At 32.9% G+C, this 26890-nt stretch carries 26 protein-coding genes; 6 read left to right on the top strand and 20 right to left on the bottom strand.

Annotation, left to right across the window (positions count from 1 at the left end; genetic code table 11):
- The first annotated feature begins 348 nt into the window (after window positions 1–348).
- The 3 genes from rpsD (at window position 349) to ACTQ5K_RS08100 (ending at window position 2226) form a co-directional block, all read left to right on the top strand.
- Complete coding sequence (rpsD, locus tag ACTQ5K_RS08110) at window positions 349–951, top strand: 30S ribosomal protein S4 (RefSeq protein ID WP_031539239.1); 603 nt, start codon at window positions 349–351, stop codon at window positions 949–951.
- A gap of 220 nt (window positions 952–1171) precedes the next feature.
- Window positions 1172–1639: a hypothetical protein gene (locus ACTQ5K_RS08105; protein WP_031539238.1), complete on the top strand. Its 468-nt coding sequence runs from the start codon at window positions 1172–1174 to the stop codon at window positions 1637–1639.
- A 368-nt stretch (window positions 1640–2007) separates the two neighbouring features.
- Window positions 2008–2226, top strand: coding sequence for a hypothetical protein (locus ACTQ5K_RS08100; RefSeq protein WP_031539237.1), 219 nt, complete (start codon window positions 2008–2010; stop codon window positions 2224–2226).
- A 166-nt stretch (window positions 2227–2392) separates the two neighbouring features.
- On the opposite strand, the gene ACTQ5K_RS08095 is transcribed toward ACTQ5K_RS08100, so the two are convergent.
- The 6 genes from ACTQ5K_RS08095 to ACTQ5K_RS08070 form a co-directional block, all read right to left on the bottom strand.
- Window positions 2393–2851 (bottom strand): putative iron-sulfur cluster-binding metallochaperone, encoded by a 459-nt coding sequence (locus tag ACTQ5K_RS08095; protein ID WP_019381809.1) that lies wholly within the window; start codon window positions 2849–2851, stop codon window positions 2393–2395.
- A gap of 43 nt (window positions 2852–2894) precedes the next feature.
- Window positions 2895–3290, bottom strand: coding sequence for an Hg(II)-responsive transcriptional regulator (gene merR / locus ACTQ5K_RS08090; RefSeq protein ID WP_019381808.1), 396 nt, complete (start codon window positions 3288–3290; stop codon window positions 2895–2897).
- 93 nt (window positions 3291–3383) lie between these two features.
- Complete coding sequence (locus ACTQ5K_RS08085; protein ID WP_019381807.1) at window positions 3384–4004, bottom strand: class I SAM-dependent methyltransferase; 621 nt, start codon at window positions 4002–4004, stop codon at window positions 3384–3386.
- A gap of 163 nt (window positions 4005–4167) precedes the next feature.
- On the bottom strand, window positions 4168–6300 hold the full coding sequence (locus ACTQ5K_RS08080; RefSeq protein ID WP_081836702.1) for a heavy metal translocating P-type ATPase: 2133 nt from the start codon (window positions 6298–6300) through the stop codon (window positions 4168–4170).
- Entirely contained in the window at window positions 6293–6661 is a 369-nt protein-coding gene (locus tag ACTQ5K_RS08075; RefSeq protein ID WP_019381805.1) for an ArsR/SmtB family transcription factor, read from the bottom strand. The genes ACTQ5K_RS08080 and ACTQ5K_RS08075 overlap by 8 nt, the downstream gene beginning before the upstream one ends.
- Window positions 6662–6834: 173 nt before the next feature.
- Window positions 6835–7491 (bottom strand): CadD family cadmium resistance transporter, encoded by a 657-nt coding sequence (locus ACTQ5K_RS08070; protein WP_019381804.1) that lies wholly within the window; start codon window positions 7489–7491, stop codon window positions 6835–6837.
- 922 nt (window positions 7492–8413) lie between these two features.
- On the opposite strand from ACTQ5K_RS08070, the gene ACTQ5K_RS08065 reads away from it, so the two are divergent.
- Complete coding sequence (locus ACTQ5K_RS08065) at window positions 8414–9409, top strand: replication-relaxation family protein (protein WP_031539235.1); 996 nt, start codon at window positions 8414–8416, stop codon at window positions 9407–9409.
- 512 nt (window positions 9410–9921) lie between these two features.
- Here the strand turns inward: ACTQ5K_RS08065 and ACTQ5K_RS08060 are convergent.
- From ACTQ5K_RS08060 to ACTQ5K_RS08050, 3 genes are all read right to left on the bottom strand, one after another.
- Window positions 9922–10170: a hypothetical protein gene (locus ACTQ5K_RS08060; protein WP_231512590.1), complete on the bottom strand. Its 249-nt coding sequence runs from the start codon at window positions 10168–10170 to the stop codon at window positions 9922–9924.
- A 330-nt stretch (window positions 10171–10500) separates the two neighbouring features.
- Entirely contained in the window at window positions 10501–10719 is a 219-nt protein-coding gene (locus ACTQ5K_RS08055) for a hypothetical protein (RefSeq protein WP_031539233.1), read from the bottom strand.
- A gap of 131 nt (window positions 10720–10850) precedes the next feature.
- Window positions 10851–11069, bottom strand: a complete 219-nt coding sequence (locus ACTQ5K_RS08050; protein WP_031539232.1) for a hypothetical protein — start codon at window positions 11067–11069, stop codon at window positions 10851–10853.
- A gap of 202 nt (window positions 11070–11271) precedes the next feature.
- On the opposite strand from ACTQ5K_RS08050, the gene ACTQ5K_RS08045 reads away from it, so the two are divergent.
- Window positions 11272–11916, top strand: coding sequence for a hypothetical protein (locus tag ACTQ5K_RS08045; RefSeq protein ID WP_051641008.1), 645 nt, complete (start codon window positions 11272–11274; stop codon window positions 11914–11916).
- A gap of 585 nt (window positions 11917–12501) precedes the next feature.
- On the opposite strand, the gene ACTQ5K_RS08040 is transcribed toward ACTQ5K_RS08045, so the two are convergent.
- Complete coding sequence (locus ACTQ5K_RS08040; protein WP_035416658.1) at window positions 12502–12723, bottom strand: DUF7695 domain-containing protein; 222 nt, start codon at window positions 12721–12723, stop codon at window positions 12502–12504.
- A 148-nt stretch (window positions 12724–12871) separates the two neighbouring features.
- Here ACTQ5K_RS08040 and ACTQ5K_RS08035 point away from each other — a divergent pair, with 148 nt between their 5' ends.
- Window positions 12872–15421, top strand: a complete 2550-nt coding sequence (locus ACTQ5K_RS08035; protein WP_441993816.1) for a Spaf_1101 family AAA-like ATPase — start codon at window positions 12872–12874, stop codon at window positions 15419–15421.
- 113 nt (window positions 15422–15534) lie between these two features.
- Here the strand turns inward: ACTQ5K_RS08035 and ACTQ5K_RS08030 are convergent, their stop codons facing one another.
- The 10 genes from ACTQ5K_RS08030 to arsC form a co-directional block, all read right to left on the bottom strand.
- Complete coding sequence (locus ACTQ5K_RS08030; protein ID WP_031539229.1) at window positions 15535–18570, bottom strand: type I restriction endonuclease subunit R; 3036 nt, start codon at window positions 18568–18570, stop codon at window positions 15535–15537.
- Window positions 18571–19836, bottom strand: coding sequence for a restriction endonuclease subunit S (locus ACTQ5K_RS08025; protein WP_031539228.1), 1266 nt, complete (start codon window positions 19834–19836; stop codon window positions 18571–18573).
- Window positions 19829–21607: a type I restriction-modification system subunit M gene (locus tag ACTQ5K_RS08020; protein WP_042354775.1), complete on the bottom strand. Its 1779-nt coding sequence runs from the start codon at window positions 21605–21607 to the stop codon at window positions 19829–19831. The genes ACTQ5K_RS08025 and ACTQ5K_RS08020 overlap by 8 nt, the downstream gene beginning before the upstream one ends.
- 45 nt (window positions 21608–21652) lie before the next feature.
- A complete protein-coding gene (locus ACTQ5K_RS08015; RefSeq protein WP_031540542.1) occupies window positions 21653–22228 on the bottom strand; it encodes a recombinase family protein in 576 nt (191 codons plus the stop codon).
- Between the two features lie 276 nt (window positions 22229–22504).
- Window positions 22505–22780 (bottom strand): adhesin, encoded by a 276-nt coding sequence (locus ACTQ5K_RS08010; protein WP_031540541.1) that lies wholly within the window; start codon window positions 22778–22780, stop codon window positions 22505–22507.
- Window positions 22781–22804: 24 nt separating this feature from the next.
- Window positions 22805–23233 (bottom strand): protein-tyrosine phosphatase family protein, encoded by a 429-nt coding sequence (locus ACTQ5K_RS08005; protein ID WP_031540540.1) that lies wholly within the window; start codon window positions 23231–23233, stop codon window positions 22805–22807.
- 13 nt (window positions 23234–23246) lie between these two features.
- Entirely contained in the window at window positions 23247–24194 is a 948-nt protein-coding gene (gene trxB / locus ACTQ5K_RS08000; RefSeq protein WP_042354774.1) for a thioredoxin-disulfide reductase, read from the bottom strand.
- Between the two features lie 18 nt (window positions 24195–24212).
- Complete coding sequence (gene arsA / locus ACTQ5K_RS07995; RefSeq protein ID WP_031540539.1) at window positions 24213–25976, bottom strand: arsenical pump-driving ATPase; 1764 nt, start codon at window positions 25974–25976, stop codon at window positions 24213–24215.
- Between the two features lie 24 nt (window positions 25977–26000).
- Window positions 26001–26363 (bottom strand): arsenite efflux transporter metallochaperone ArsD, encoded by a 363-nt coding sequence (gene arsD, locus ACTQ5K_RS07990; RefSeq protein WP_031540538.1) that lies wholly within the window; start codon window positions 26361–26363, stop codon window positions 26001–26003.
- Between the two features lie 96 nt (window positions 26364–26459).
- Window positions 26460–26879 (bottom strand): arsenate reductase (thioredoxin), encoded by a 420-nt coding sequence (gene arsC, locus ACTQ5K_RS07985; protein ID WP_031540537.1) that lies wholly within the window; start codon window positions 26877–26879, stop codon window positions 26460–26462.
- Window positions 26880–26890 lie beyond the last annotated feature (11 nt).

Here is a 26890-nt window from a genome sequence, read left to right as displayed (position 1 = left end):
ACTATAAATAGAGTAAGTATAGAAAGCGTTAACAATAGAGATAGCAAACACACTGAAAAAGAGAGAAATTCCGACGATAAAAAATTTCTCCCACAAATACTTGACTCAAACTAATAGTAAACTCTACTTGACTTTTCACCTATAAAAATCATATAATATTCTTTGTGTAAAATAGCGCAGCATATGTATACACTTTTTATTCTATTTTGTTCCTCAGGAATCATTTCTGATGGTGTATTGTGTAACCCTTGGCTGCTAGGGCGAAGGTACAGGAAGACAAAATAAATAAGAAGACATGTTACATCTGTTTTTATTTTACCAAATAAAAACATGAAGGAGGAGTCAATTATGGCTCGTTATACAGGTCCAAGCTGGAAACTTTCTCGTCGTCTTGGTATTTCATTAAGTGGTACAGGTAAGGAGTTAGACAAACGTCCTTACGCTCCAGGACAACATGGTCCAAACCAACGTAAAAAATTATCAGAATACGGATTACAATTACAAGAAAAACAAAAACTTCGTCACATGTATGGTGTGAACGAACGTCAATTCCGTAATCTTTTTGATATCGCAGGCAAAATGACTGGTAAGCATGGTGAAAACTTCATGATCTTATTAGAAACTCGCCTAGATAACGTTGTTTACCGTTTAGGTTTAGCTCGTACACGTCGTCAAGCACGTCAATTAGTTAACCATGGTCACATCTTAGTTGATGGCAAGCGCGTTGATATCCCATCATACCGCGTTAAATCTGGTCAAACTATCACTTTACGTGAAAAATCTCGCAACCTTGAAGTTGTTAAAGAAGCAGTAGAAGTAAATAACTTCGTACCTGATTTCTTAACTTTCGATGCAGATAAATTAGAAGGTACATTCACTCGTTTACCAGAACGTTCTGAATTACCAGCTGAAATTAACGAAGCTCTTATCGTTGAGTTCTACTCTCGTTAATTAATATGCTTTGTAAATAGCATATTCAAAAACCCTAGAAACCTTGATATATCAATGGTTCTAGGGTTTTTTGTTTATTTTCTGCTTTGTAGAATAATGTATTCTCCCCCAACGATCTGGGGGAGGTTTTGGGGGGACGTTTTTAAAAAAAATAAAAACATTTGTGGACAGACGCTTAACTAAATTTAAAAATGTAGATTATCTAAAGGAGATCAGTAAAATGGAAAATGAAATTCTCGATAAATTCCTCAACTTATATAAAGGAACACCAGAAGAAGAATATGCATTGAAATTAGGTAATCAAATAAATGCAATGATACTTGAAATTCAAAATAACCATTCAAACTTGATTAAAAAATATTTCGATGCTTTTAATGAATCAAACGAGTACTATAAAAACGAGACCACTCAATTACATAAAGAATTAGCCAATTCAATTCCCAAAGATTTGTACGAAAAAGCAGTAGAAAATGAAAAACGGAGTCAAGAAATTATAAGCATCATAGACAATGAAATATATACTCGTATCAATCACTTTTTATACAAATCAGCAAATGCTGCTACTAAGGGTGAACCCACGGGCAACTATGAATTTGTTATTAAAGAATTAATAAGTTTACGGGATATGATTAAATATAGAAAGGAAAGTATTGAATATAAAAAAGAGAATTTAAGGGTGTATAAATAATTTTGTGTCAGTCTTTGACAATCATTTTTCTGCACTTTGTAAAGTTCTTATCTAATTCTCTATTGTAAGGGAATGGCAGAGTAAGGAGAATAATAATTTACAAAGTTATGGTAATTAAAATATAAAAAGCCAAATTTCTCAGTATTGTAATTGAGAAATTTGGCCTTAGTTACTTCATTAAAGCGCCCGATTGTGGGAAATCTTAATATAAAAGAAAGAATATTTCTTTATTGTGCTAATACTTCCTTGATATTTTTGACGTTATGTTCTGTTAATGCATTTATTGAAAATTTTTTGTCCTTAAAGGGTTTGTTATATCAAATGGAGAAATACTTACTAATCTGTATATATCTTTAGGTGGGATTATTATGAAACAAGATTATAACACAAAAAAAATTCAGTCGAATTATAGAAAGCAACAACAAGATAACGATTCGAAAAAAAATACTAAGGAGATAATTTTCACTGCTCTTATCCTTATCTTAATACTGCTTTTATTTCTTCTTTTAGACTATGATCCAGATCCGAATAAAGATGTTATCATTAAAGAGGTAGATATTAGTGAGGTAGAATTTAACGATAACTAGTGTCCATTAATCCCGATTAGTAGACATTTTTTGTTAATTCTAGTAAGTTTTTAAATAGACCTGTCCAAGTCCTATTGTGTTATATAAGTTACCCCTGTTATTTGAATTAGAAAAAATGCCTTACATCCAGTTGAAACAAAGCGCCCTTTAATTGAGTATATACAGGTTAGGTTAGTTCTTTGATATAGCTTGTAACATTTGCCAAGCAACAACTACCTTGAGGGTTATTCACATCACAACCACATCGGTTTTCCTTTATGTTCTCTCGAATATGTTCTACTGGATTAGGAGTAAGGCCTTTTTCTACGTATTCCTTTATTTTCTCTTTTGTCCAATCAAAACAATAACAAATTGGTGTAGTTACTGAGGCATCTTTTTGATGAACGACCACCTTTATGTCAGATAAAAGGTACTCTTTATTATTCGTATCAAAATAGACTACATCACAATCTTTGGTTGAACAAAAATAGTGATTTTCTTTAGCATTTAATGTTTCTAATGCAGATGGTTTAAGCATTGATTTTAATGTTATCAACTTTACATTTTTAGATCTATTTTTACAAGATGGACACTTTACAACATTTTCATTTTTAATTTCTTTAGTGTTATTACAACAATCTGACATCATTCTCCCACCTTATTATGATACATATTTTGTGCTATCTTTTCTAATTCATCAAAGTTTCAATAATAGGACATTCATGTAGAGATTTTTCATCAGGACAACAATCTTTTAAATTAATTAGCATGTGTTCGATTCTTTTTAAATCCTTAATTTTCTTTTGAACTTCATCAATTTTATGAACAACAAAATCATACATATCCTTACATCGTTCGTCGTCTTTATCAACAACTCCAAGTAGTTTATCGATCTCGGCTAAAGAAAAACCTAAATCTTGCATTCGTTTAATAAATTGTAGGCGATCCACAGACTCTTCTGGATACATCCTATATCCAGCTTTTGTCCGAGAAGGTTCCGAAAGGAGACCCAATCTTTCGTAATATCTTATAGTTTCTTTATTGACCCCACACCTTTCTGCAAGTTCACTAATGCGATAATTCATTTCATTCACCTCAGATAAATTATAAACCCTGTACCATAGTACAGGGTAAAGAGTAAAAGGTAATTTTGAAATTTTTAATTTGCTCAAACATAATCAACTAACTTTACTAATTATTATTTTTCTGTACATTCCATTCATCATTACATTTTTATCTTCGTTTATCATTAGATTTATACTATTTCTACGGTACAGATCTTCAAAATTCAATCCAATATCTGTTCCTAATACTTTTATTAGTGGTCTAAGAAGCTTTTTTGAAAAAGATAATTTATGTTCTTCAGATACGAATTTGTCAAAAATAATTATTTTGCCTCCTTTTCTTAAAACCCTCGTCATTTCTGTTAAACACTTATCTGCATCAGGCACTACAGAAAGAATTAGACTAGCAACTACATAATCAAATGTTTCATTATCAAACTCCATATTTTGAGCATCCATTTCTATGAATTTAATAGGTGAATTTTTAAATTTCGCACTTGCCTTTTTAAGCATATCAGGTGAAAAATCAATTGCCTTTATATCTAAATCAGATTGAGTTATTAACTCTAAATCAGCACCTGTTCCTACACCAACAAAAAGTACCTTTTGATTACTATGAAAGGGGATATCTAGAAATATTTGTCTGCGTGCATTTAAAAAAACACCCGAATTAAAAATCTTATCATAAATTGGAGACCAAATTTTATAAATCACTCGATTCCAAGAATTATTCATTATCTTCACTTCCGAATGACTGAATTTAAATATCCTTTAAGAGTATCCCTTTTTTAAAAACAAGAAGGGCGAAAAATCACATTGAAGCATCATACCTTTTCATTCAGTAAGAAATCATATAAAGGGATAATAAAACCATTATCCCTTTATATGAAACAGTATTTTATTCTTTAACTTTTAATAATCGTAAGCTGTTTAAAGTTACAAGCAATGTTGCCCCCATATCGGCAAATATAGCTATCCATAACGTTAACCAACCCGGTACAACTAAAAGTAAAGCAATAGCTTTAACTACTAGAGAGAAGGTAATATTTTGCTTAATGGTTCTCAATGCTTTTCGACTTAGTTTCATCGTAAACGGTAATTTACTTAAATCATCTGACATTAAAGCAATATCGGCTGTTTCAAGTGCTGTATCCGTTCCAGCTCCACCCATTGCAACCCCAACTGTTGATGCCGCAAGAGCTGGAGCATCATTTACTCCATCTCCAACCATCGCCACACTATGATACTTTTCGCGAAGTTGTTTAATATAGTTCAATTTATCTTCTGGAAGGAGATCGGCCTTAATATCAGATACACCAACCTCTTTACCAATTGCTTCTGCTGTACGTTGGTTATCACCAGTAAGCATAACAGTTTTTTCAATTCCTAGTTGATGAAGTTTTTGAATAACTTCTTTAGATGTTTTTCTTACTTGATCAGCCACAGCAATTAAACAGAGAATTGCGTTGACGGTTCCAAGAATCATGACCGTTTTTCCTTGTGTTTGTAGGGTTGAAATTTGTTCAGAAATGGTTTTATCTATACCATTTGGAAGAATTTCCTCAAACATACTAGGACTTCCTACATAATACATCTCGTCCTTAACTTTTGCTTTTATACCCTTACCAGTTATAGATTGAAAATCTTCAACAGATACTTCATTATAATTTAATCCGTTTGCTTCTGCTTTTTTCATAATTGCTGAAGCAAGTGGATGTTGTGATCCTTTTTCCAACGCTGCTGTGATGGTCAATAACTCATTTTCATTTCCGCCAAATGTTACGATTTCTGTTACTGCTGGAACCCCTTTTGTTAATGTTCCTGTTTTATCAAAAGCAATAACCTTCAATGCACCGGCTTCTTCTAGGTGGATTCCACCTTTGATTAAAACACCATTTCTTGCTGCGTTTCCTATTGCGGTCACAACAGAAACAGGCGTAGAAACAACTAATGCACAAGGACAACCAACGACTAGTACGGATAACCCTTGATATATCCATTCGCTCCAATCTCCGCCAAATAATGGTGGGACAATAGCGATTAAAAAGGCTAATACAACAATTGCCGGAGTATAATATTTGGCAAATTTATCAACAAATGCTTGAGAAGGAGCGCGTTCTGCCTGAGCTTCTTCTACTAAATGAATTATTTTCGAAAGAGTAGTATCTTCCACTAATTTAGTTACTTTTACTTCTAATAATCCTTCTTCGTTCAAAGTACCAGCGAATACTTCATCATCAATGGTCTTTGTCACCGGGACAGATTCACCTGTAATCGCAGCTTGGTTTAAGGTAGATGTCCCTTTTACAACGATTCCATCCATAGCCAACTTTTGACCCGGTTTCACGATCATAATGTCGCCTACTTGAATGTCATCAACGCTAATCATTAACTCTTGATTTCCACGTCGTATTAAAGCTTCCTTTGGAGCTATATCCATCAAGGACTCAATGGATTGACGAGCTTTGTCCATAGAATAGCGTTCTAAAGCTTCACTAATGGCAAAGAGAATAACAACTGTTGCTCCTTCTCCCCATTCACCAATTAATGCAGCCCCAATAATAGCGATTGTCATAAGAGTATTCATATCAAACTTAAATCTGCTTAGATTTTTAAAGCCTTTAATAAATAAGGAGTAGCCACCAATTAATATAGATGCCGCATATCCGATTGTTGGTACAATATGACCTTCTCCGAGTTGTTCTCCTAATAACCAACTAACGATTAATAATAGGGCTGAAATATACACTTTAACGTTTTCTTTTTGCTTCCAAAAAGGTTCACGTTCTACTTTTTGTGCTTTTTCATCTCGTAATTTTAAGTTATCAAAAGCTCCTGCTTTTTCAAGCGCTTCAACCGTTGTATTTCCTACAACTGTTATTTTAGCAGCACCAAAATTAACTTGTGCATCCAAAACGCCATCCAGACGTTTCACGTTCTCTTCGAACGTTTTTGAACAGTCTGCTCAGGTGAGTCCTTGAACTCTGTAAGTTTTAGCTTCTTGGTTGTTTATTTTAGCTTGTTCAGACATTGACTTTCATCTCCTTTTTATGAGTTAATGCAATAACCATTAACTGTCTAATATGTTCATCATCAAGCGAATAAAAGGCTAGTTTGCCTTCTTTTCGGTATTTTACAATCCCTTGTTTATGAAGGGTCCTTAAATGGTGAGATGTCGTTGCAACAGTAGCCCCAATGATATTAGCTACATCACACACACAAAGTTCATCATCTTGACATAATGCATAGGAAATTTTTGCCCTATTTTCATCTGCAAGTGCTTTAAATAATTGGGAAACACTAGATATATCTTCTTTTTGCATCTCACCTTGTATTCGTTTGACTTTTGCTTCGTCATAACAATAAATATCACAAGTATCTTTCTTACTCATTACTCATTATCCCTCCTTTTATTCAAGTGTATGTTTGAATATATTATATATTATTACCCTAACATTATTCAAATGATTATTTGAATAATGGATAAAAAATTAAATAACTCAATAAATTCCATATCCAAACCTACTTATATTAGCAAATGATCATAACGATCAAAACTGTTACATTATTTGAATAGATTTATCAAAGAAGTAAATAGTTCATTTTCTAGCATGATATATATTCCCAATCCTATAAATACAATTGGAATAATCCATCGCCCGTATTTCTCAAGTGTTTCAGAAACAAATCTGAATCTCGCAAGACGGTAACCCAGTAAACACCAAATTGCAACCATTATAAAGAATGTAACTACAGTAATAATTAATTGATTTGTTTCTAACGTTGAAAAAATCGGAACATAAATTCCAATATTGTCTCCACCATTAGCAAAAGTGATAAAGGCTACACTTAAATAAAACTTATTAAATTTGTTTAACCTAGAAAGAATATTATCATCATCATCATCTTCACCTTTGATGAACAGTCTAACTCCTAAATACATTGGAATTAGGCCAAGTAAACCAACCCATTGATCAGCAAGAAGTGTTATCCCAAAGGTTGCTAAAAGACTGATTAAAACTAGAAGTGCAAAACCTAGATATTGACCAATTACTATATCTCTTGAGTTAATACGTTTCGAAACCTTGTTAACCGTTTGACCATTACTTGTTTTAGATTGTGACCTTGCCATAGAGAATAACATCATCAAGACAAAAATATCATCAATATTGGTTACAATAAAAGCACCAAGAGCAGAGATGATTATTAAAATTAAATCCACCTGATTCAACCCCTTTATTTTTTATTAATAATTTAATACTCATTAACATTCAAATATTTATTTGAATGTTAAATTTCATTTTCTATTTTACGTTTACATAAACAAATAGTCAAATGGATATTTGAATAAAGAATAAATCGACATGAAATTAGCACTTTGAAACTAAAAAAGGATGATTACTTTTCTATTAGGTAATCATCCTTTTTGGTTATCCAACCATTATTTATTATGAACTGTTACTGTAAATACCATGTAACCCTCTGGACTGTCAGGATCATAAGAGTCGATTTTTATTGCTTCTTTCTGAGTATCCGGACCATCTATTCTGGGGATTTTTGGTATTGTTTATATCTAATTGGGAACGTTCCGTTAGGTTTGGTTTGGGTGTACAACAATTATCAGTCATAATTTCTCCTATATTTCACAATAACATTGTTAATTAACTTACTATGTATTATCAATAACTTTCTTTATAGGTGTTACTCAATTATATGGCCCGATTGTTTAGTAAGTCCATTTTATAAAATCTGTATAAACCGACTGCTTTGGCATTCCATCTTAAACCTTGTTCTCTAATGCCTTTCAAAAATTCATTTTTTGCCAATAAAAATTGTCTTTTATAATTTCCGTTTCCTTACGATATTTTAATTTTTTCCAAGTTGTACATTAATGACTAGAAATATCAAAATCCAAAAGTACACTATTTAAAGAACACTTTTTAATAAAAAGTAATGCACGAGTAATATACTTTGTCGAGTAAGATTGATCCGTCAAAGTATATTACTTGTGAAAAGTCTATTACTCACGTTATTGGCAATGTTTGGAGTGAGTTTTTTTGTGCTGACAATAATAGTGAAAAATAATACTCCAAAGGTGTTCTGTCAAACAAATATCATTCACCCTAAAGAAAGGAGAAAAAACAATGCTGGACAAAATTGTATTAAAGAAAAATGCAAGACAACGATTAGAACTTTCCAAAGTAGATCTAAAGCTATTGGAATTTCTAGAACAACAACGATTATTAACATTGCAGCAATTCTATCAAGCTGCAACATTTTTATTCGAAATGAAAATTAAAGAGTATAGCTTTAAAAATCGAATCCGGAAATATGAAGAATATCATCTAATTCGTAGCAGCCAATTTAACGAAGGTTTTAATGGAGAGCGTTTTAAATATCTTTGTATTGGTAGTAAAGCTATAGACTTACTAATAGAAAACAATTTATTAGTTAGCTCATATAACAAATCAAAGATTTATAAATTTAATCAAAAGCAAAATTTGTTACACTTCTTAGCCACACAACAAGCTGCAATCAATATATTATGCAATCTAAATTTTGAGGTAATCAAACACAAAAATCAGAAGAAAACAAAATATGTTTTTTTGTACAATGAAACATATTACTCTTTATCACCTTCACTTCTGCCATATACGGAGTGGATACCTAATTTTAATAATTTACACAAACAGAATAACGGAGCTTATCATGCAAAAATTGGTAGGTATATGACAGAAAATAAATCTAGAAGTAATATAATAGGGAAAACAATGACTTTTGTAAAACCAGATTGGATAATTGAGGTAAAATCTAATTATGCAAAGGATGCCTATATTAATATTGAAATGGATATGGGAACAGAACCAATCGAAACATTAATACAAAAAGTTTTTAAATATGCAAAATGGGCGGAAAAGAACCCCGAACAACTTCACATTATGGATATTGTTATTACAGATAATAGTTTTTCTAATCGTTCTCAATTTACGGATGGAATCAAAAGAGGTAAAAATATTATTAATCAATTTGCAGCTGATTCTGCTGTAAGTGACCGATTGAAACAATCTAATTTGAAGGTCATTATTCATCCGTTACTACAAAATGAAAATGCAGTCCACGATGTATTATGTAGATTTTAATAAATACTGTTCCTCGCAGTCATTCCCTTTGAATGACTCGCATACATAAGTTTTAAAAAATACCTCACAGAAAAGCTCCTCGTTACTATTAGTAGATACCATGACGAAACCTAGTTGCATCAATATATTCATCATCCCATACTTTCTATTTTTTCTCCTTTTTTCAATTCGTTACGATGAATGGTAACCATTATACAAAGTAATATACTTTTACGATCTTTATTCGCTCCAAAACTGCCTATCAGGAAATTGGTAACTAATAATAGATACCATGAAGAACATATGGAAACTCTGCATTTTATTAAATTGTATTTTTATTCTTCCATCTAGTATCTAATATTAGTTACTATTAATCGTTACTATATATTATTAGTTATACTTGAAACACTTGTTTAGGACATAAGTTTAAACTGTCATACAATTATCCACTTGGTAGCAAGTAATGATTACAAAAAAATGACTTCTGTTAGAACAACAGAAGCCATCTTTTTCATATCTTTAACCCTTCATTGCTACCACTTTTCAATAATGCTCATTAAACCTTTCGGAAATACTAGCCGATGATTTTCATCCAACATCAGCATTTCGTTTGTTTGAAAAATGTAAAATGCCTCTCCTTCTGTCATTGCCTCTTTATCGGCTTTATGCCGAACTCCAAAGATCGCCCTCGCTTCATCCAGTGACATTGCATCAATCACAGCAAATTCCTCATCTTTCTTTTCCGTTCTTCTTACTACATAATACGTTTCCATTTGATTCATTTGGACCCCTCCATTAATTTTTTATATAAAAAAACATCGCTAAGAATGCCAACGATTGTTCTCGTCACGCATCTTACCGATGATTTTTAACTGATACCTTGACCAAAAGGCCCTTCTATTAAATTAGTTCATAAAAGAAAAAGAAAATAAAATCTATCATACATTATTATTTTATCTTACGCATTACCCCTTTTTAAGCCGTTTCATTAAAAACAACAAATTTACTTATGAAAAGTCGATTGGGTCTGATCTATATCACATAAATTAAGAAGTTAATGAAAAAAGCCGCTACAATGCTTAGTGCATTTTCCAAAGTTATCACTGATGTTTTTATGCTGCGTGTTTCGTTACTTCCTTTAATACTTTAGTTGCTACCTCTTTTGTTGCTTCTGGATTTCTAGTCATGATGTATGTAATTCCACCTGCAAGTCCTACTAAAGTTACACCTGCAAATACTGAAACAATAATTGCTGGCTTGCCACCAAATCTAACCGTTTTGTTATTATGGTTATATTCGGCATAATCTTTTTCATTTTTGTTATTTTCCATTTTAATCATCACCCTTAGCTATTTGATTTAGTATTTCTTGTAAATTTGCTTTAATCCAGTATTAATTTACTTCCGCTCTAACAACGGGGATGATTGTCATAGTTGCAAATAAAGTTGTAACTGCTACTGGATTATTTCATTTTCAATTTATTGACTATTTTTTCATCCCACGATAAAACTGACCATGTGCGTCTACAGAACCCACCCTCTCCATTATCTTTTTGCCTAATTTGACCACCAACTTGCTTACCTAGTTCCGTTAAGGACCAATTGCCTTCTTCGCCATCGAGGAAGCCCTTGTCTTTCAAAAACAAATATACTTCTTTAACTGTAATTCCTATTTTTTCCAATTATTCCAACAGACATTCTCATAAAGTATTTACCTCAGTTAGTCTCTTTTTTTTGTTAATACGCCCTTTGCATGAAAAAATTTCTTTTCTCGTTTTTCTGCTGTTCCTTTGGCTTTTCTAACATAATGATAGCGCGTAATTTTAGGTTGTACAAGACTTACGCAAGGTATATAATTCATCTCGAATGGAGGTTCTCTATAACATGGATGACTTATTAAAAGAAAAGGAAACGTACTGGAAAATTAGATTAAAAAAGTGTATGGATGCAGGCAGATATACTCAAGCATCCTTTGCTGAAGCCCTAAACAATAAATATGGAACTAGTTATGGCCAAAAAGATGTCAGCCGATGGATGAATACAGGAGCCAAAAATAAAAATGGAGAAGTTGGCTTTCCAAAATTCGATACTATGCATCTAATTGCAGATTTCTTTAGTGTAGATGTTGGCTATCTCATTGGTGAAACTGATGAGACCTCGTTTTCAGTGGAGAAGGCGTGTTCTTATATGGGCTTGAATGGCGAAGCGATAAAAGCCATAAGAGAAATTACTCACCCTGAAAATGAAGCATCTTACATGAGGAAACATATGAGAGAGTCTTTTAACAAGTTTCTTTCAGCAGAGGGCTTTCCTAATTTTTTTGATAGGCTACATGATCTTCACCTTGCATCTATATTACCAAATCAAGAGAATCGCGTATTCGACACCCAAGATAGTGAAATAGACTACATCCGTGGTTTAGAGTTCAAAGGGAAAATTGCACGATATGAATTGAATGAAGCTCTGATACTACTAGTTAATGAATTATACTCTAACCAGCCACAAGTAGATTTGAACATAAAAGAATGAAAAATATAACTTATATTAGTATATTCAAAGGTTTCCAACACAACAAAATACCAAGTTATCTTGGATGAACTATGCTGGCATTTAATTAATCATATTGAACGTTGCCATTTTTGTTTTTTGTCTACACAATCGAATATTCAATTAATAAGGACATAAACCCTTATGGTTCTATGCCTCTTTATAGATTAGCTTATTAAGCTTCTATCCGTTTGTTTAAGCGGAATTCTTCACAAAATGCTCTGAAAAAGAGATTGTTTATTGCGCGTCATTTAGTCTACTACAAATACCTGAGTTCCTCCACAATCTGACCCGATTGTATAAAGCTTTTCATTTAACGTAAGATTCGAATCTAAAATGTAAAAAGGTCCACACAGTTTTGAACTGGGGGACCTAATTTTTTATGGTTCCTACCAAAAACCATAAAAATTTCCGGCCAGAGGCCGCTTCATGCAAATATATTATTCCAAACTAATCCATAAATATCAAGGATGATTTTACTTACTTACCTTATAATTCACCATTTATCAAAGCGAACACTCTCTATCTTACCCATTATTAATTCACGCTAGGCTGCCTAGCAGCTATTCAACTATTTTCTTCATAAACAGAGTAACTAAAATCAATATAATCCTCTAGATGAGCTTTTTCTTCAGAATGATTGATTCCCCATCCGTAACGTTGAAAGTCCTGACCACCGTCTATGAAAATTGCACCACACTTACATCGCTTAAAATCATTGCTATGTTTTGACTCGATGATGTCATTGCACTTTTTGCAGCGTACTTTGTTTATAAGTATTTTTTTCATTGGATCATCCCTTTCCGGTTTCTTGATATAGGATCCATCATTTTCAATTGTTTTTCTTGTTTACTCCATCTATCCGAACTATTAAATATCTAGTAAAATTATACTATAATCGTGTTCAATCGTGGATTGCGTTAATAGTTAGGAGGCAATTAAAATAAATTTAACCTACAATAAAACACTCGTAAAAAACAGTTTTGTTAATGATATTGATTTAGCAATCAACTCAAAAAGAAAAAAATACGCAGATTATCATAAATCAGTATTCCATATTCATACACCAGCTTCTCATGATTATAGATTATTTGAAAGTTTAACAGCTGAAAAATATACGGAAATGTCAAATGAAGATTTATTTAGCATAGCCATAAAGGAACACCTATTTCCTGAAAACAGCTTAACTTTTGAAGAAGCAATGGAAATTGCAAACCAAAATAAATATTTTGAAACATTAAAAGAATATTTAACATACTTATTAATGGCCAAAAAATTGGCGGATGAGAATGTAAAATTAGCTGTTATTACTGATCACAATACCATCTTAGGGTATGAAAAGCTCGTTCAGGCTATAAATATTATTAATAATTCTTTTTCTTATAAAATATATACAGATACTTTATTAGGTATTGAAATTTCCTGTGCTGATAAATGTCACGTTGTAGGTATATTTGATGCTAAGCAAGAGACAATTAATCTCCTAAACAATTGGATTTCTAGTAACATAATGGATTGTATATCAGGGACATACCAAACAAGCTTGAATGTCTTAACAAAAATAAATGAACTTGGCGGAATTGGCTATATTGCCCATATAAATAGTTCAGATATCTTTAAGCCGGACTTTCTAAGTGGTGGATACAAAGATCGTTTGTTTAATTCAATAGATAATAAATTATTAGGTGTGTCTTATTTAGATAAAATTCCGAGAGTGATAGAAAATTTAAAAAGATACACCAATGAGGATTATAATTTTGTATTAGATGAGGATTCACACAGTTTAGATGCGTTAGCAACTAAGCCCTTTTGGATTAAAGGACAAAAAGTCAACTTTACAATGTTAAAAAATGCAATCAGAGACTTCGAGATTTCAACCGAATATAAGGAACCTGAAAAACCAAATGTATTCATTAAAGGTATTGTGGTTGAAGAAGATGGATTTCTCTCAGGAATAAATGGAAACGGAAATTTTAGTATATCATTTTCTGAATCACTTAATTGTTTTATAGGCGGTAGAGGAACAGGAAAAAGTACTGTTTTAAATACCATCAATTTTGTCCTTTCTCAAAATGTTTACGACGAGAAAACTTTGGAAAATATTTGTAAACAAGGAAGGGTTTGTGTTGTTTGCTCATACAATAGTGAGGATTATTATATTATTTTCAATACTCCTAAAATGGATAAAAAGCAGTATACTTCTATCTTAGGGTATTTTAACAATGACCTTGACAATTATAAATATGACAAGAAATTTATCTTTGAACCTAAGAAAATAAAAGATATATCATTAGAAATGTATATTCAGCTCTTTAAAAAAACCATCATTCAAAACCAAGAGTATATTGAGGAAATAACAAAGAATAAGAAAAGTCTCCTTTCAAACTTTTTTTATAGAAGATATTCTGTGAATGAGTTGGTAAGAACCTCCAGCTCAGATGAAATTACTGATTTTATCCGAGAAATGATGTTCAAAAATGAAGTACTTTCCGACAAAAGGAGGGTTGGTAATATCACTACTATTAAAGGTTTAAAACAGAAATACAAAGAGTTACCAGCTATCTTAAAAGACAGGAAGATTACTGTATATAATACACTTGACAGTTTTAATGCTAACCATGTAAATCAATTAAAAATCACCTACTACCAAAAAAATATTAATGAGTTAATGCTTAACTGGGTTGAAATTTTAGAAGTAAAAATGGAAAATTCAGATAATTATTTTGAGAAATTCAACATAAAAATTGAAGATTTAATTGAATATTTATCTCTTTTAAGTGAAAAATCTGATCCTATTAATGTTTTTTTATTACTTAGCGAAAAGAATTATAATAAAATATTAGATTTGGAGAATATCAAAAAACATACTTCTTCCCTATCTAAAAAACAAGTAGACGAGGGAATTATTGATATATCGAGTAATAATGTAACAACATTTTTTGATATTATACGCCGAAGAGTACTGGAAAACGGATTACCTCATGCAGTCGAACTAATAAAAAACTACTTACTGGATATTGATGAATTTGATTTAGAATTTAATATAAATAACATGGAAACAAACAGGTCAGTTGGAAAGATGTTTAAAAGCGTTAAAGAATTATCTTTAGGCCAAAAAGTGGTTGCTATGTTATCATTCATTTTATCTTACAGTGATTTTTCAAATGATTATACGCCACTAATTATTGATCAGCCAGAAGACAATTTAGATAATAGATATATCTATAAAAATTTGGTAAGCGATTTAAGGAAAGCCAAATCAAAACGGCAGGTAATAATCGCAACACATAACTCTACAATTGTTACAAATTCCAAAGCGGAACAGGTAATTGTCATGGCATCAAATAACACTAATGGCTGGGTAGAAGCAACTGGATATCCTACCGAAAAATCAATTTTATTACACATTGTAAATTTACTTGAAGGTGGGGTCGAATCCTTCAAACATAAACAGTTTCTTTATCAAGATATTTTAATTGGGAAATAAAATTAACAGTAACATTAATTTATCATTTCTATTTGTTAATTGTTGAATATTGAAAAGCCCCAATACGCAATAAATATACCTTGTGTATCGGGGCTTTTTTCATACTTTCCAGATCATTTTCTCAACTCTTTATAGGCCTCTTTAGCCACTTCTTCTAATACAGTATTGTAAAATGAACGGTTCTCAAAAAGTTTTGAATATGATCCCATTTGTTCTAAATATAATTCCTGAGCCACTCTTTCGAATACATCTGGAAAAATACTTTTTTCAAATATCTCTGCATCATTATTTTGTGCAAATCGTTTTAGCTTCTTGTTTTCTCTAACCGCTTTTTTGTAAATTCCTTCTACTATAACCCTATCGGAATCTGTAAATTTACCTTCAAATCGCTCATTCACACGTTTAATTATATTTTCCAATAGCTCATCTTCTTCTAGAGGCTTTACCCCAGTGTCAATGGATTCAGGATTTTTCAATACATTATAACCAGCATTTTTTTCTAACGCAATGTTACCTTCGAAAGTCCGTTCCAATTTGTAATACTCAAGTTTTAACTTATCCTCAATATTTATATTTTCCCGTTTATTCTTAGGAATAAATTTAATTAAGTAAGAAGTAAATACGTATTCTTCATGTAATTCTTTATCGAACATACGAGTTAATTGTGTAATATAGGAATACCACTTATTAAAATTACGGACAGTTACTCTAAATGTATACTGAGTTTCATCATCAAGCTCCTGATAACGATTAATGATCGGCTTTAAAGCACTTGCCATTTTTCCTAAATCCGTATCTGTTTGTTTCCCCTCTTTAAAATACATCTTTACTAATTGCTGTATATCTTGATCATTATAAACCTTGAAATTACGTAATTTCGTTTTAGTGTCATAAATCAAGTTAACATCAATTTCTTTATCTAAAGAAGTTACTTCATAGTACGGCTCAAAGGCTTTTTTAATATCCTCCGCTTCATTAACAAAATCCAAAATAAAGGTATCCTCTTTATCAGGATGCATTCTATTTAATCTGGACAATGTTTGAACAGCCTTTACTCCCGATAACTTTTTATCAACAAACATCGTGTGCAGTAATGGTTCATCAAAGCCTGTCTGATATTTCTCAGCAACAATCAACACATTAAAGCTGTCAGTATGAAACTCTTCTTTTAGCTGGTTTTCAGAAATTCTTTTTCCATCTTTGGTTTTATTCAAGCTAGACTCTCGGAACTCTTCATCTCTATCATTAACTACACCTGAAAATGCCACTAAAACATCCATATCAGTGTAGCCTTTTTTCTTTATATAATTTTTAAACTCGTGAAAGTAACGTACTGCATGTAATCGGGAGGCTGTAACAACCATTGCTTTTGCTCTTCCCTTAATTTTATTTCTCGTTACGTCACGAAATTGCTCAATCATAATCGCGGTTTTTTGCTGCAAATTATGTGGATGCAATGATTCATATCTACGAATTGCTTTAACCCCCTGTGAAGCCGGGAGTTCTGGATTATCTGGTGCATCTTTAGCAATTCTAAATGATGTTTTATAAGTCATATAGTTTTGTAGGACATCCAAAATAAATTCTTCTTCTATAGCTTGTCTCATGCTATAGATATGAAATGGTTTAAATGAACCATCCGATTGTTTTGTGCCAAACATCTCTAATGTTTTTTCTTTCGGCGTAGCAGTAAAGGCAAAGAAGCTAAGATTACTATGTTTTCCATGTGTTAACAATTCTTTAACAAGTTTATCTTCTTGATCCAATTGATTGGCTTCTAGTTCTCCCTCAATCTCCGCATATTCTCTTAATGCTTCTTCAGTATCAGCTAATGCTGACTTTAACTTTTTAGCACTTGTCCCTGTTTGAGAAGAGTGGGCCTCATCAACGATAATGGCAAAGTTATTACCTTTATTTACTTCAACCTCTTCATAAATAACAGGGAACTTTTGAAGAGTAGTAATGATTATTCTTTTCCCATCGTTAATTGCATTTTTTAAATCCTTTGAGGATTTATTTTCACCGATAGTCTCTACAAGCCCGGTAACATGGTCAAAGCTTGAAATTGTATCTTGTAACTGTCTGTCTAATACGGTTCTATCAGTCACAACAATTACCGAAGAAAAAATAGACTTATTCTCTTCATTGTGCAAACTTGATAAATGATAAGCCAGCCAAGCAATACTATTTGACTTTCCTGAACCTGCACTATGCTGGATTAAATAATTTTCACCACTACCATTTATACGAACATGATTCACTAATTTCCTTACAACATCCAACTGATGAAATCGTGGGAAAATTAGTTTTGAAGAGATTTTAGTTGTTTCTTTTCCATTCTTTATTACCTTTTTCTTTTCTACATCCAAATGCATAAATCTTTGCAAAATATCCATCAAACTATCTTTTGCGAGAACCTTTTCCCATAAATATGCTGTTGCGTATCCTTCCGGGTTAACAGGGTTTCCAGCTCCACCCACTTCACCTGCACCGTTAGAACCCTGATTAAACGGCAAAAAGAAAGTATCTTTACCGTTTAATTTAGTTGTCATCCATACCTCATACAAATCTACCGCGAAATATACCAACACACGTTTATTGAATTGAAAAATTTGTTCACGTGGATCCCGGTCATACATAAATTGTTTTTTAGCATTTTCTACAGATTGTCCTTTAATCTGATTCTTCAATTCTAAAGCTACAACTGGAATTCCATTTAAAGATAGGACCATGTCCAATGTATTATTATTCTCAGTTGAATAAGCAAATTGACGTGTTACTGTTAATCGATTTGAATTATAATCTTTAATTATCTTCTCGTTTAAGGTTGATTCAGGTCGAAATGAAGCTACTTTAAGCTTAACTCCACGATCGGTAATTCCATATCTAAGAACATGAAGTAACCCATTGGTTTCTATTTCATCATTAAGTCGCTTGTATAGCTTTTTCTCTGTTTCATCCTTATAAATTTTTTCATACCGTGTCCAAGCTCTCTCTTGTGTTTCCCTGATATACTCTAATAACTGACTTATATCAATCGCTTTTTCTTTACTGTAATTTACTTGATTTCCCTTTATGTATCCACCTTTATTTAAGAGATATGACTCTATATCTTCTTCAAAACGTTTTTCATTATCTTGGATAGTCAATTAAATGACCTCCTTTTTACCTGTGACATATTCATAAATGAGTGACCTCTTAAATTGTTCCATTTCGTTAAGAAGCTCTTCTTTACTATCAATGAGTTCATCAATTTTTTGTATTTTCCTTGTTAAAAAATTAACGATTTGATTTTGCTCTTCAATACTAGGAATAGGAAAATAAAAATTCAAAAACTCATCTGTCGGCAATCTCCATCTACCATGATTTGACACTCCTTGACCAAATCCATAGAAGGTTTTATTTAAGTAACAGCCCTGTAACAAGTATTTAAAATACTCATGATTAAAATCAATATTGTTTTTAAATCTAAACACGCGATAATCAGGACTTGTTACACCAATATACTTAGAACAATCAACCCAACCAGTTAATAAGTCCATATGATTCATAACAAAATCATTGATCTCTACAATTTGGTATTTACTGTAATCAGAGGAAAGCTGACCCTCATTACTTTGAATATCTTTGATTTTCAATCCCTTTTGGGTTACTGATAGAACATCATAACCTAAATCATTTGCAATAATTTTTTTTATTTCAAAGATGTTTTTCAACTTACTAACTTTCCAATGAAATGGAATGCTACCTAGCCATTCCACACCAGTCTCTTTCATTTCCACATTTGGAGTTAACCCTTTAGTAACAGCTTCGATTATAAGTGATTGCATGTATTTTTTTAATTCAATAATAGAAAGTTTGGTTTTGTCAATTAGGTTCTCAACTTGAGAAACCTTATTATCTAAGTAATTTGATATCTTAACCTGTTCTTCCACTGGTGGAATTGGAATAGCAAAGTTCATTAAAGTTTCATTATTTAATGTCCATCTATGTTCAAATGAAACCCCTTTTCCATGTGCAAAGAAAACTAAAGACCAGTATTGTAACTTAAAATAGTAATCATAATATTTACTAGAACATTCATTTTTGCTTCTTAAATTGATATATGCAGGACTAATAACGCCTTCTATAAATGAGTAATTACAATTAGCTCCACTTGTTAAATCCATAGGGTTTAACAATAAATCGCCTTCTTTTACTATACTGTAGTTGTCATAACTAGCAGCTAGTTGGCCTTCATTATTTGAAATATTTCTCTCTTTAATACCACTTCTTGCAAGAGAAAGTACTTTAGGATTGTTCTCATTATTTATTTCTTTACTTCTAAAGAATAAATGTTTTACCTTACCTACCTCCCAATGTACGGGAATCTCACCAATCCACTCTATTCGACTATCTTTCGTTGGTCTACTCATCTATTACCACCTCCTGACCAGACAATATCTCGAAGTCTTTATGTATTTCTTCTTCTAGTTGTTTAATTCTTGTAGCTATATCCTCTGTTTTTTCAGGCTGAGTAAATTTATAAAACAATCTAGTGAAAGGTATCTCATAACCAATTTTCGTTTTCTTTTCATCAATCCAAGCATCTAAGTTAAAAGGTTTTATTTCCTTTTCAAAATAAGTTTTTATATCCTCTTTTAATGGTATTTCTTCAGTATCTCTTTTTGTAGGGTCAGGTACTTTTTTTCCATTTTTCATGATTAAATTACTAAAATCATCATACTGAGGTGTCTCTACAGTGACCTTATAGTATCCAAATTCAATATTATCAAGAATTTTCGACTCTACAGATTTCTCGTTGAGATAATACTTTTTATTTAAGAATTCTCCATATGCATGAACTATAATTTCTCTACATTCAGGAGTAATGTCAACTCGTTTACTCCCAATTCTTTTACGTCTCAACATATACATATTAGATGCATCTATCAATTGAATTTTTCCGATTCGATGCTTTGGTTTATTTTTCGTCAGTATCCAAATATACGTTGCAATTCCAGTATTGTAAAATGAATCATTCGGTAATTGTATTATTGCTTCAAGCCAATCGTTCTCAATAACGTAACGACGAATTTCACTTTCTCCACTGCCAGCAGCACCTGTAAATAGAGCCGAAGCATTATGAATTATTGCCATTCTACCAGTATTCTTTAATTTACTAAGACCGTTTAATAAAAATAGGAGTTGTCCATCATTTTTTTTCGGCAAACCTACTCCAAAACGGCCATGTTTACCCTTATCATGCTCTTCCTTAACTTTTTTATATTCCGATTTCCAATCTGTTCCAAATGGAGGGTTCGAAATACAATAATCAAAAGTAAAACCTTCAAACATGTCATTACTTAATGTATTTCCTAATTTCATATTCTCCGGATTACCACCCCGAACCATTATATCTGCTTTTGCAATAGCATAAGTTTGTTCGTTTATTTCTTGACCGAAAGTAGTCACTTCTGCTTCTGCATCTAATGCTTTTAATCGCTCTTCCATAGCACTTAACATCTGAGATGTACCCATTGTTTGGTCATATACTGTCTTAGCAACACCCTCATCAATAAGAACGTCTTTTTCTTCTGCAATAAGTAGGTCTGTCATGAGATATATAATATCCCTACTTGTAAAGTGGGAACCAGCTTCTTCATCATAGCTCTCTGAGAATTTCTTAATTAGTTCTTCAAAGATATACCCCATGTCCGTGCTTGTTATTTTGTCTGGTCCCATATAGGCTTTTTCTGAATTGAATTCTTGAATAATAAAAAATAACTTATCATTATTAGCTAATTTTGTGATTTCTCTTTCAAAGTCAAAGTTCTTCAAAACATCCTGTACGTTTTCGGAAAACCCATGTAAGTAAGCAAGGAAATTTTCTTCAATATTGTTCGGATCCGATAATAAATTTTCAAATGTATAATTGCTGATATTATAAAAAACATAACCAGATGCTTTTTGTAAAAATCCACCTTTTACTTCTAAGTGTTTCACCTTTTCATATGTCTCCAAAACTTTATCCCTCGTAGGTAATAAAGTGTCATGAAAGCGTTTAATTACTGTCATTGGTAAAATCACTTCGCCATACTCATGTGGCTTGTATAAGCCTCTTAGAGCATCAGCAATGCTCCAGATTAAATTTGCTTTTTCCTGTATATTTGTGCCTGTTTGAATATGTCTTAATTCTTCATTCATTGATTTATCCTCCATATATATAATCCATTATGCTTCTATTATTTATTATATCTTTGTTCTGATTTGCTCGGCTTTATTTTTCTTTTTAGCCCTAACAAGCGTAGATACCGAAATCCCAGTCATATCTTCCACTTGTTTATACGAATGATTATCTAGTAATGATAATGCATGATTAATTTGCTGCCTTGAAAATTTTTTTGGCCTCCCCTCTCGGAAGTCAGGATTCTGCTTTGCCAACATTTTCCCTTCTTGAGTTCGTTCTACAATCATATCTCGTTCAAACTCTGCAAACGCTGAGAAAATCGTGAAAATTAACCTTCCAGTGGGTGTATTTTCGATAACTCCCATATTCAATACATGAACTTTAATATTCCGTTCAAATAAATCTTTAATGATTTCAAGAGCATCTTGTGTACTCCGAGCAAAACGGTCTAGTTTTGTAACAACCAACGTATCTCCTTCTTGTAACATATCAATCAACTTCTGAAATTCAGGTCGCTTTTTGTTTGTCCCTGAATATTTTTCTGAGTATATTTTGTCACAGTTTTCATTCTCTAACTGTTTCAGTTGAACCTGTAAATCCTGATGCATCGTACTTACTCTTGCATACCCATATTTCAAATAACCACCCCTTTTCATTAAAATTTGAGATATATTTATGAACATAAGTATTGATTAAGCTTGATACCCCTATTTTATAGTACTATGGTATCATGTTCAATACTTTGAAGTTTTGACAATCTTTCAACTTGAACTTATCCATGAAATTGTCACTTTATTTATATAGAGAAGTACCTCGTCGTAAAATGACGAGGTACTGAAACTGTAATTACAACAAAAAAAAGCTGCCTAATGACAGCTTCGACTATTATTATTTTGCCACTCTAATTTTTTCCTTTAACAACAGCTGCTAGCACCGATTAAAACTAATCCAGCACCATTTTGATTTTCCTCTATATCTAATGTTAATTCTTCAGTACCCGTAACTTTTGAATCGAAGGCTACTTTAATTCCATTAATCGTTTCGATCTTATCCGATTCTATCGGTGGATCTAAGGTGATCGTAAATTGCGGGCCACAACATCCCGCAACAGTAGAAAGACGAATTCCTTCTGCTCCTTTTTCTTGTAAAAAGTTCTCTAACAGTTGTTTAGCCCCATCTGTAATTTTCATTTTATTTCTCTCCCTTTATATTTACTATGCATTTGGATAAATTCTTCTCAGTGTCTCTTTCATCTCTGGTTTCACACTAATTTTTGGCCGTACGTTCTTAGCCATCTCTTCTGCTTCTTCGATTGTACTTGCATTTCCCAAAGCCAATAATGTACCGATTGCAACAGTACCTGTACGGTTACTCCCACCTTGACAGTGGAAATAAACGTTTTTCCCTTCATTATACGCATTCACAACCTGTTCAATGGATTTCTTAACAGATTCATCTTGGCGTTCAGCATCGTCCACAATAGGGCTGTGTATACGATTATAATTAGAGCTAGCCTTTGGAGATTCTGCTCTTAAATCAAAGATGACATCTACTTTTTCATTTTTCATCATATCTTCTACATCATCTGCACCACCGATGTAAATACGTTCCTTTACTAATTCTTGATAATTCTTTGTTGTCATGTTTTCCCTCCTGCTATGATGATTTACTCCAATCATGAACTGCATTTCCTTCTAAATATCTTTCCGCATCTAGTGCTGCCATACATCCCGTACCGGCGGCAGTAATCGCTTGACGGTATTTTTTGTCTTGTACATCCCCACAAGCAAATACCCCCGGAACATTGGTTTCAGTAGTACCGGGTACAACATTGATATACCCTGTTTCATCTGTATCTATCTGACCATTCAAAAATGATGTATTTGGTTTATGTCCGATAGCGACAAAAATCCCATCCGTTTCAATAATCTCTTCTTCATTGGTCTCATTATTTTTCACTTTTAACCCTGTAACACCATTTTCTCCTGCCATTACTTCTAGTGGTGTTTTATTAAGTTTCCAAGATATTTTTGCATTTTCTCTCGCACGATCCTGCATAATTTTTGAAGCTCGGAGTTCATCTCTTCTATGGACAATGATGACTTCACTTGCAAACTTTGTTAGAAAATTCGCTTCTTCCATAGCAGAATCCCCACCGCCAACGATAATCACTTTTTTACCGCGAAAGAAAAACCCATCACAAGTGGCACATGTACTAACTCCGCGACCTATGTTCTCTCTCTCTCCCGGTATATTTAAAAGTTTTGCGGAAGCACCTGTTGAAAGGATAAGTGATTCCGTTTCAATTTCACCAATACCGTTAACATCTAAGCAAAATGGTTTCTTTGATAAATCTATATTTGTAACCCAGCCTCTTTTAAATTCAGCCCCAAAACGCTCTGCTTGCTTTCTCATATTCTCCATTAATTCTGGTCCCATGATTCCGTTAGGAAAACCCGGAAAGTTTTCAACCTCTGTTGTAAGAGTCAACTGTCCGCCCGGTTGATCACCTTCAATCACAACTGGTTTCATATTTGCTCTTGCAAGATAAATAGCAGCTGTTAACCCTGCTGGACCTGTTCCTAAAATCACCACTTTTTCCATACTCGATTCCCCCACTGATTAATGAATATAATCTTTTAGCTTGTTGTACCCAATTTTTTCTTCTGGTAACCACGGAATAACGGCACACTTTTCAGACTTGTTATCCCTCACTTCTTGAATCCATTCTTTTTCTGCCAATGCTTTCCCTTTTAAAATAGGATCGTTTGTATTAGTGGCAGATAAACTTTGATTAATGACCCACCATTTTGGATTTATACTTGCCCGTCTTAAATCGTCTTGTAATCTAGATGCTTCTAAAACAGGTGTCGCTTCTGCCAGTGTGACAATCACTACAGATGTTTCTTTTGGATTTCGAATTTGTGGCAACAGTTTTCTTGCACTTTCTGGCACTTCTCCTGTTGACCTTTCGATTTCTTTACTATAAGACTCTGAGGCATCTAATAATAGTAAGGTATGCCCTGTGGGTGCTGTATCAATGACGACAATCTCATTTTCCGATTTAGCTACAACTTCTGCAAAGGCTTGGAAAACGGCAATTTCTTCTGTACATGGTGATTCTAAATCTTCTCTTAAATAAGCAAGTCCAGCTTCATCTAAATCCTTACTCGATTTCGAAAGCACTTCAGCTTTGTACTTTTCAACCTCTTTTTTCGGACTAATGCTGCTAATGGTTAGGTTTTGATTTAGATGACCACTTTGGAATTGATAGTCCAAATGTGCTGCCGGATCTGTAGTGGTTAAATGGACCTGATGTCCTTTTTCAACTAAGCCAACTGCGATAGCTGATGCAACAGTTGTTTTTCCAACACCACCTTTACCCATTGTAAAAATCAACTTTGTACCTTTTACTGAAAAGTCATCAATGACAGCTTGTAATCCCGGAAGATTTACGGATGGAATTTCTTCATTCAAAGTTGCTAAAACTTTGGATGGTTTAAACAAGTTTCGAAGGTTTTCTACACCTGTTAAAGAATAGGAAACATACGGTAACGAGTACGTAATAGTCTCATGTAAATTATCCGGAATTTGTTTTAACGCATCTCTTTGTCGATGATAAAAAGCAGATGAGATTTCATCGTTCTCATTGTGATTTTGAAGAAGGCCATTTATAATGAGCATTTGGTTTTTAATTCCAATTTCTTTCAGTTCCTTTGAAGCACGATCTGCTTCTAAAAGAGATGAAACATCTGGTCTGGTTACCAATATAAGCGTCGTTTTAGAAGGGTTAGAAAGGGCAGATACTGCGTTTGAATAAAGACTCTTTTTATCTGCTAACCCAGATAAAGGGCCTAAACAGGATGCGCCATGCGTACTTTCTTCTAAAAATCCATTCCAAGCTGTTGGGAGTTGTAAAAGGCGTAACGTATGACCAGTTGGCGCTGTATCAAAAATAATATGGTCATATTGATCTGTAATTTCACTATTTGTAAGAAAACCCGTAAACTCATCAAATGCAGCAATTTCAACCGTACAAGCACCTGACAATTGTTCTTCCATCGTAGCCACTACTGCTTCTGGAAATTTATCACGATATGGACCAACCACACTTTCACGGTAAGCTTTTGCGGATGCTTCTGGGTCAATATTGCTTGCAAATAAATTTTCAACGGCTGGCACTGCTTTTGGGGTGCTTGTAAGTTCGATTCCAAATACATCTTGCAGATTAGAAGCAGGATCTGTACTTATTAACAATACACTTTTTCCACTATCCGCCAATGCTACTGCTGTTGCACAAGCTGTCGATGTTTTTCCTACTCCGCCTTTTCCTGTTAAAAATAAAAATTGAGTATCAACATGATTCGGACTAAATAATGGATACATATCTTTTGCCTTCTTTCGAATGGATTATAGTTGATTTAAATTAAACGAAATTCGTGATTTTGGTTTTTCATATAATTCTTCTGGTTTTACTCCAAACCATTCTGCAAATTCTTCATTTGTAGGGTAGCTTCCCACTTTTACTAACTTGTCATTAACTAAAACCACTGGTAAGGCATTCGGTCCTTTTTCTATAAATACACGGTTTATTTCTTCATTTTCCGCAAACTTATCAGGATCACTTGTTAGTTGGTATCGTTTAATATTAAAGCCCTTTGACTCTAATGAATAAACAGCAGACGCTACTCTAGTTAACTCTGGATCAACACTTGGTCCACATACTCCCGTGGAACAACACATTGCAGGATCAAAAATCTCAACTTTATTCATGTAAAAGCCTCCCAATATATTATTAAATAAGCATTTACTTATTTGTTTATTTAAAGAAAACCAAGAGGAAATCCTCTTGGTTATTCTATTGTCTGCTTATTCTCCCGTTTCCGCAAAGCGTTGGATTCTTTCACCAATTTCATCACGAACACGTTGGAATACAGCCCACTTTTCTTCCTCTGTACCTTCTGCTTTTGCGGGATCATCAAAGCCCCAATGATCACGTTTTACGTGTGGTGGTGTCATCGGACATTTATCCGCAGCATCTCCACATAAAGTTACAACAAAGTCCGCATTATTTAGAATTTCAGGATCTATAATGTCTGAAGTTTGATTTGAAATGTCAATACCTACTTCACTCATGGCTTTAACAGCATTTGGATTTAATCCATGTGCTTCAATTCCGGCACTTTTTACTTCCCATTCATCACTGAGATGCTTTTTAGCCCATCCTTCTGCCATCTGGCTACGGCATGAATTACCTGTACATAAGAAATAAATTGTTTTTTTAGACATAATATCATTCT

Source organism: Niallia sp. Sow4_A1 (assembly GCF_052116745.1).
Lineage (GTDB): Bacteria > Bacillota > Bacilli > Bacillales > Cytobacillaceae > Niallia > Niallia hominis.
This window is presented reverse-complemented; position numbering and strand designations above follow the sequence as displayed.